This is a genomic window from Methylomonas sp. BG-2 (assembly GCF_057766305.1).
Genome location: NZ_JBYMAP010000203.1, coordinates 1 through 6,964, shown reverse-complemented (window position 1 = coordinate 6,964; position 6,964 = coordinate 1). Strand labels below are relative to the sequence as shown.

Here is a 6,964-nt window from a genome sequence, read left to right as displayed (position 1 = left end):
TTCGGCCCCTTTTAGGGCCGGCACGCCCACGATCTCCACGCCGGACGCCACCGCGCCGACCGCGCCCGCCAGCGTGGTGCCGGTGCCGCAAGCCAAAGCCAGTATGTCGTAAGGTGCGTCGATTTCCGCGACCGCTTCGGCCACACCTTGCCTGGCCCATTCGCTGGCACCACCTTCCGGCAACCAGTACTGCCCCGGCCGAATTCCCGGCAGACTGTTCCATTCCCGATGCGCGCGCAAGTTTCGGTAGTCTTCGCGCGATACGAAATGAAGTGCCATGCCCCATTCCATAAGGTCGAGCAAGGTCGGATTCAGTACGGCCGGGCGCTCGCCGCGCACAAACGCGGCGGTCTTCAGTCCCAACTCGCGGCCGGCGCAGGCCAAGGCGTGCAAATGGTTGGAGTAGGCGCCGCCCATGCTGACGAGGGTATCGGCACCGCGCTGCAAGGCATCATTCAGCGGGTATTTGAGCTTGCGCCATTTGTTGCCGGAAATCACCGGATGCAGCAGATCGTCGCGTTTGATCGACAGTGCCACGCCGCGCGCGCTCCAGGCCGGATCGGCGATCCGTTGCAACGGCGTCGGCGCGAATCGATCGGCCAGAGCCCGCAAACGCGGGTGCAGGTCGTTCAACGCGCTTGCTTGATCGCCCAAGCCACGTCCAGCGCCTGGCGGTTGGCCTTGACGTCGTGCACTCTGAACAATCGCACGCCGGCCATCACGCCCAGCGCGGTCGTCACCGCGGTCGCCGTGACCAGTTCGGCCGGTTGTTCGACATTGCATATACTGCCCATGAAGCGCTTGCGGCTGGTGCCCAGCAACACCGGCCAGCCGAGGGCGACGAAACGATCGAGGTGGGCCAGCAGCTCCAGATTGTCCTGCTTGCGTTTGCCGAAGCCGATACCGGGGTCGATGGCGATGTTCTCGCGCGGAACCCCGGCCGCCAGCGCCGCGTCAACACGCTGCTTCAGAAAGGTCTCGACTTCGCCGACCGCGTCCTGATAATGCGGCGCCTCCTGCATCGTTTTCGGCGTGCCTTGCATGTGCATCAAGATGATCGCCGCGCCGCGCCGGGCGGCCAAATCGAGCATGCGCGGGTCGCCTAGGCCGCCGGATACGTCGTTGATCAACGTCGCACCGGCATCGAGCGCGGCAGCGGCAACCGGGGCCAGCATCGTATCGATGCTGAGGGTTACCGGCCGACCCAGCTTCACGATCGCACTGATCGCCGGCACCACCCGGCGGATTTGTTCGTCGGCACTGACCGGTTCGGAACCGGGACGGGTGGATTCGCCGCCAATGTCGATGATGTCGGCGCCCTCTTCCAGCAGGGTTTCCGCTTGGCGGACCGCCGCGCTCAGACCGGTAAACCGGCCGCCGTCGGAAAAACTGTCGGGCGTGACATTGAGTATCCCCATCAAGCGGGGTTTATCGATAGCATGAAACATTGCGGAAGGCACTCCGGTCGGGCAAACGCATAGTTTAGCGCCGGGGAGCCGATTTACGAACAGCGGGCGAGAAGTAGCAGGAAAAACACGGGGGATAGGAGCGAGGAAAGGCGGACCGCTCCACCAATGGTGGAGCGGTCCGCCACGCGGATTATGCCCGCAACAAGGCTTTTACCAAACGCTCGGACAATTGATCTTCGGTAAATTGCGGCTCGTTGGGCGGGTACAACAAGACTTCGTCGATTTCAAAGCCGTATTCCTTACCCAATGCGATCAATTCCTTAATCTTCAACGCGGCTTTTAATTTCTCGCCCAGTTCCGAATCGGCGCGGGCTTTGTCGGAAAACTCTTTTATCACTTTAATGGTCGTCATGAATAACTCCGTAATGAATCTGACTTTGGATACTAATCCAAGCAGCTTTAAGCAAAAAAAAAGCCAACTTAATAGACTTGAATTACTTAAGGTTTTTGTCCGTTCATCTCGAGGGCTTATCCGACAAAGTTTAATTTAACGACAATCTTCAAAAGGTTTTGTCGCAAATCCGACAATTGCAGTGTCATTTGTCCAAACCGCGATAACCACCGTTGAAATACAACAGCGGATCGCCCTGCCGGCAAATCGCGCGCTCGACCTCGCCGACCACGATCCAGTGGCTGCCGGCTTGTATCTGCTGGACCACGCGACATTCCAACGATGCCACGGACTCGCTGAGTAAAGGTACGCCGGTGTCGCCGGCGACCCAGGCCACCGCCGCGAAGCGTTCGGCTTGGGTGGTATTGCCGGCGAACTGGTTGGACACCGCTTCCTGCTCGCGGGTCAGGATGTTCACGCCGAAAAACCGGCTTTCCAGCAAGCCGTTGCCGGTATCGGTGCGTTGATTCAAGCACACCAGGATTTGCGGCGGCTCCATCGACACGCTGCTGAACGCGGTCGCGGTCATGCCCTTGAGTTGGCCGTCGCGGTCGGCGGTGGTCACCACCGTGACGCCGCTGGCCCACAATTTCAGCGCATTTTTAAACTGGCTGGCATCTACAGTCATAAATCTCTCTAAGTCAATTGGCGCGGCGATAGCCCCGCATCAGTGTTTCGGGCGCATGTGCGGGAACAACAGCACGTCGCGGATACTCGGCGAATTGGTAAACAGCATCACCAGCCGGTCTACGCCGATGCCCTCGCCGGCGGTCGGCGGCATGCCGTGTTCCAACGCGGTGATGTAGTCGGCGTCGAAGTGCATCGCCTCGTTGTCGCCGGCTTCTTTTTCCTCGACCTGCTTTTGAAAGCGCTCGGCTTGGTCCTCGGCGTCGTTCAACTCGGTGAAACCGTTGGCGATTTCGCGGCCGCCGACGAAAAACTCGAAGCGGTCGGTGACGTGCGGATCGGTGTCGTTACGACGCGCCAGCGGCGATACTTCGACCGGATAGGCGGTGATGAAGGTCGGATTCATCAAGCGATGTTCGACGGTTTTCTCGAAAATCTCGATCTGTACCTTGCCCAAGCCGTAGCTGTCCTTGACGGGTATTTTCAGGTTTTCGGCAACCTTGACCGCCGCTTCGCGGCTGGTCAAATCGGTTAGCGTCAACTCAGGATTGAAATGCAGGATCGATTCCAGCACAGTCATCCGCGCGAAGGGTTGGCCGAAATCATAGGTCTCCCCTTGATATTCGACGGCGGTGTTGCCGACGATGTCTTGGGCGATACCGCGCAGCATCGCTTCGGTCAGGTCCATCAAGTCGCCGTATTCGGCGTAGGCTTGGTAGAACTCCAACATCGTGAACTCCGGGTTGTGCCGGGTCGAAAGGCCTTCGTTGCGGAAGTTGCGGTTGATCTCGAACACTCGCTCGAAGCCGCCGACCACCAAGCGCTTCAAATACAATTCCGGCGCAATGCGCAGGTACAGCTCCATGTCCAGCGCATTATGAAAGGTGGTAAACGGCCGCGCGGTGGCGCCGCCAGGGATGACTTGCATCATCGGCGTTTCCACTTCCAAAAAGTCGCGGGCGATCAAAAACTCCCGAATGTAATTGACGATTTTCGAGCGCATCAGGAAGGTCTGGCGCGTGTCGTCGCTCATGATCAAATCCAGATAGCGCTGGCGGTATTTGATCTCCTGGTCGGCGATGCCGTGAAATTTTTCCGGCAAAGGCCGTAGCGCCTTGGTCAGCAAACGAATGTCGTCGACCTTGACGCTGAGCTCGCCGGTCTTGGTTTTAAACAAGATGCCTTCGGCGCCGAGGATGTCACCGATATCCCATTTCTTAAACTGATCGTTGTAAACGCCTTCCGGCAAATTGTCGCGCGCCACGTAGGCCTGGATTTGCCCGGACATGTCCTGCAAGTGGCAAAAACTGGCCTTGCCCATGATCCGGCGGGTCATCATCCGCCCGGCGACCTTGACCCGCACCGGTTCGGCCAATAGCTCCTCTTCGGATTTTTCGCCGTATTCGGCCAACAATTGGCCGGCCACCACATTGCGGCGAAAATCGGTTGGAAAGGCAATACCTTCTTCGCGCAACGCGGTTAATTTTTCGCGGCGTTGTCTAATCTGTTCCTGTTCGTCGTGTTCGAGTTCTGACATTTTAAAAATACTAATAAAGATAAATATGCTGAATTTAGCGATTTAAAGGCAATAATCTGACTCTTTCGCGTAATTCGTCAGCAACGATCAAAGCACCGCTTTCAAGCTCGGTATTGAAGCGACGCAACAATTCAACGGCTCTCTTTCCGAGTACTTTGGGTGAAATATCTTGGGTTCGAATTTGAAATACGCTTGGCGCGATTGCGCCGGTCAACGCTAACAACGCGCCAAAATCCAAATCGTGGGTAAAAACCACAGCTTCGTTTTCCCTGGCCCACTTAAATAATTCGGTATCCGGTGCATCCGCTGGGCCAAGCGTGGACCAGTGAAAGGCTTCGAAACCGGCCTCATTTAGCACGCTGGTCCACGCCGGTGACAAATTCATGTCCAATACTATTTTCACGCCGCGTTCAAGGGCAACTCTAGCTCCTCCGCGCGCCAGGCAGCAAAACGCAAGGCCTCAGTAACATCATCGGCTTCCAGATACGGATACAGCCGCAATATCTGTTCGGTCGAATAGCCGCTGGCAACCAAACCCACCAGCATTCCGGCTGTCACTCTTAGACCGCGCAAACAGGGTTTGCCGCCCATGACGGCAGGATCGAAAGTAATCCGTTGAAAACCTTTCATAACTTACTCCAATTTGAGCCAACCGTTTTACAACCCGCTCTTCAAACTAGCTTCGATAAACTGATCCAGCGCCCCGTCCAATACCGCCTGGGTATTGCCGGTTTCGACGTTGGTGCGCAAGTCCTTGATCCGCGATTGGTCCAGCACGTAAGAGCGAATCTGGCTGCCCCAGCCGATGTCGGACTTGGAATCTTCCAGGGCTTGTTGGGTTTCGCTGCGTTTCAGCATTTCCATCTCGTAAAGTTTGGCTTTCAACTGCTTCATCGCGGTGTCCTTGTTTTTGTGCTGCGAGCGGTCACTTTGGCATTGGGTGACGATGCCGCTGGGTCCGTGGGTAATCCGCACCGCCGACTCGGTCCGGTTGACGTGCTGGCCGCCGGCGCCGCTGGCGCGGTAAACGTCGATCCGTAGATCGGCGGGATTGATGTCGATTTCGATGTCGTCGTCGATTTCCGGCGATACGAACACCGATGCAAACGAGGTGTGGCGGCGGTTGCCTGAATCGAACGGCGATTTGCGGACCAACCGGTGCACGCCGGTTTCGGTACGCAACCAACCGAAGGCATAAGGGCCTTCGAATTTGATCGTCGCGCTCTTGATGCCGGCCACGTCGCCGGGCGATTCTTCGATCAACTCGGTCTTGAAACCCTTGGCCTCGCCCCAGCGCAGATACATGCGTTCTATCATCGACGCCCAGTCCTGAGCTTCGGTGCCGCCCGAGCCGGCCTGAATGTCCAGGAAGGCGTTATTCGGGTCCATTTCGCCGGCGAACATGCGCTGAAATTCCAGACCGGCGACTTGCTTTTCGTAAGCTTCCAGATCGGTCGCGACGGTTTCGACGGTATCTTCGTCGTTTTCCTCGACCGCCATCGCCAATAATTCCTCGGCGTCGTTCAGGCCTTGCTCTAGGTCCTTGATGGTATTGACGATGCCTTCCAGCATCGCCCGTTCCTTGCCCATCGCCTGCGCTTGCTCGGGCTTGTTCCAGATGGCAGGATCTTCCAACTCCCGCAATACTTCGACCAGCCGCTCGCTTTTGGTATCGAAATCCAGATAGGTTTTCAGCCCGGCGGTGCGTTCGCGCAAATCGGCAATCTTGTATTTGATAGGATTAATTTCTAGCATCAACTGTTAAAACCCTGGCCAAGGCCTGGGGTCTCCGCGTTAAAAAACCGGTTATTGTAAACGATTACACCGCGCCGATGGGCTGGCGGTTTTTCAAACTCCAGACGATGCAAGCGACACCGGCCAACACAAACGGGATGCTCAACAACTGGCCGGTGGTGATGGCCCACGCGGTCTCATACATCGCCTGCTCGGTTTTGAAATATTCCAAGCCAAAACGCGCGCTGAACAGCAGCGTCAAAAAGCAGCCGAACGAGAAACCCGGCTTGTCGGCATGTCTACGATAAATCGCCAAGCAAACCGCGTAAATCGCCAGATAACAAGCCGCTTCGTAGAGTTGCACCGGATGGCGCGGCAACGGATCGATCCGGCTGAACACCACGGCCCACGGTTGATCGCTGGGCGTGCCGAGAATTTCCGAGTTAAAAAAATTCCCGATGCGGATCAGCGCACCGGCCAGCGCGGTCGGAATGCTGACCCGGTCCAGCAACCAAAAGAAGCCGTCGCCGTAGCGGCGCCGGTATAAATACAGCGCCAGAATGATGCCGAGCGTCGCACCATGACTGGCCAAACCGCCTTCCCATACCGCCAGAATTTTCAACGGATGCGACAAATAGTAGGCCGGGTCGTAAATCAAAGTGTGGCCCAAGCGGGCGCCCAATATCGTCGCGATCACCATGTACCACAGCAGGGTATCCAGCTCTTCGACATTTTTACCTTCGCGTTGGTACATCCACTGCATCGTCAAGAAGCTGCCGACGAAGCCCATCGCAAACATCAGGCCATACCAGCGTATTTTCACAAAGCCGAAATCGAACAGAATTGGGTCGATATGCCAAATCAAATGTTGCATAGTCATAAAAATATTGATCAAAACACGGACAGGGTACAAGGTTAAACGTTGGCCGGCAATCCGCGCCGGCCGCAAACCGCACCCACCCGAATCGCGATTGTGCAACAATCGCTGATCGCACCATAATAAGAAGGAAAACCGTATGCTTGGACGTGTGTTACCCGGAATATTGGCGTTAATTCTGCTGAGTGCTTGCGAATCTCGCTCGTGCGACGAACTTAAAGACGTGTCCGAAATTTTCTCGCCGGCTCAAACCAGCGCCGGCCTACTGATGAATTACGGCAAACTGGTGGCCTGCCGAGCCCGGAGCCTCCCGGCCGCCGCCAATAGCG

General features: G+C 56.8%; 10 protein-coding genes. 1 reads left to right on the top strand and 9 read right to left on the bottom strand.

Going from position 1 to position 6,964, the window contains the following annotated elements:
* The 9 genes from AC3B8H_RS16465 to lgt form a co-directional block, all read right to left on the bottom strand.
* A partial coding sequence (locus AC3B8H_RS16465; RefSeq protein WP_488442636.1) for a 1-aminocyclopropane-1-carboxylate deaminase/D-cysteine desulfhydrase occupies nt 1–654 on the bottom strand: 654 nt, incomplete at its 3' end.
* Nucleotides 630–1,448: a dihydropteroate synthase gene (gene folP, locus AC3B8H_RS16460; RefSeq protein ID WP_488442635.1), complete on the bottom strand. Its 819-nt coding sequence runs from the start codon at nt 1,446–1,448 to the stop codon at nt 630–632. The genes folP and AC3B8H_RS16465, both read right to left, overlap by 25 nt.
* 151 nt (nt 1,449–1,599) lie before the next feature.
* Nucleotides 1,600–1,821, bottom strand: coding sequence for a Nif11-like leader peptide family natural product precursor (locus AC3B8H_RS16455; RefSeq protein WP_488442634.1), 222 nt, complete (start codon nt 1,819–1,821; stop codon nt 1,600–1,602).
* Nucleotides 1,822–2,005: 184 nt separating this feature from the next.
* Complete coding sequence (locus tag AC3B8H_RS16450) at nt 2,006–2,488, bottom strand: flavin reductase family protein (protein WP_488442633.1); 483 nt, start codon at nt 2,486–2,488, stop codon at nt 2,006–2,008.
* A 39-nt stretch (nt 2,489–2,527) separates the two neighbouring features.
* Entirely contained in the window at nt 2,528–4,024 is a 1,497-nt protein-coding gene (lysS, locus tag AC3B8H_RS16445; RefSeq protein ID WP_488442632.1) for a lysine--tRNA ligase, read from the bottom strand.
* Nucleotides 4,025–4,058: 34 nt separating this feature from the next.
* Nucleotides 4,059–4,427 (bottom strand): DUF5615 family PIN-like protein, encoded by a 369-nt coding sequence (locus AC3B8H_RS16440; RefSeq protein ID WP_488442631.1) that lies wholly within the window; start codon nt 4,425–4,427, stop codon nt 4,059–4,061.
* On the bottom strand, nt 4,424–4,654 hold the full coding sequence (locus tag AC3B8H_RS16435; RefSeq protein WP_488442630.1) for a DUF433 domain-containing protein: 231 nt from the start codon (nt 4,652–4,654) through the stop codon (nt 4,424–4,426). Before AC3B8H_RS16435 ends, AC3B8H_RS16440 begins: the two co-directional genes overlap by 4 nt.
* 27 nt (nt 4,655–4,681) lie before the next feature.
* Nucleotides 4,682–5,779 carry a peptide chain release factor 2 gene (prfB, locus tag AC3B8H_RS16430; RefSeq protein WP_488442629.1) on the bottom strand — a complete coding sequence of 366 codons (1,098 nt, stop codon included), beginning with the start codon at nt 5,777–5,779 and terminating at the stop codon, nt 4,682–4,684.
* A gap of 64 nt (nt 5,780–5,843) precedes the next feature.
* Entirely contained in the window at nt 5,844–6,632 is a 789-nt protein-coding gene (gene lgt / locus AC3B8H_RS16425; protein WP_488442628.1) for a prolipoprotein diacylglyceryl transferase, read from the bottom strand.
* Nucleotides 6,633–6,774: 142 nt separating this feature from the next.
* On the opposite strand from lgt, the gene AC3B8H_RS16420 reads away from it, so the two are divergent.
* The coding region (locus AC3B8H_RS16420; RefSeq protein WP_488442627.1) for a hypothetical protein at nt 6,775–6,964 on the top strand (190 nt) is incomplete at its 3' end.

What these genes read in the sequence shown, in the direction of transcription:
- folP (WP_488442635.1), bottom strand. Translation starts at nt 1,448, where the DNA reads ATGTTTCATGCTATCGATAAACCCCGCTTGATGGGGATACTCAATGTC.
- AC3B8H_RS16455 (WP_488442634.1), bottom strand. Translation starts at nt 1,821, where the DNA reads ATGACGACCATTAAAGTGATAAAAGAGTTTTCCGACAAAGCCCGCGCC.
- AC3B8H_RS16450 (WP_488442633.1), bottom strand. Translation starts at nt 2,488, where the DNA reads ATGACTGTAGATGCCAGCCAGTTTAAAAATGCGCTGAAATTGTGGGCC.
- lysS (WP_488442632.1), bottom strand. Translation starts at nt 4,024, where the DNA reads ATGTCAGAACTCGAACACGACGAACAGGAACAGATTAGACAACGCCGC.
- AC3B8H_RS16435 (WP_488442630.1), bottom strand. Translation starts at nt 4,654, where the DNA reads ATGAAAGGTTTTCAACGGATTACTTTCGATCCTGCCGTCATGGGCGGC.
- prfB (WP_488442629.1), bottom strand. Translation starts at nt 5,779, where the DNA reads ATGCTAGAAATTAATCCTATCAAATACAAGATTGCCGATTTGCGCGAA.
- lgt (WP_488442628.1), bottom strand. Translation starts at nt 6,632, where the DNA reads ATGCAACATTTGATTTGGCATATCGACCCAATTCTGTTCGATTTCGGC.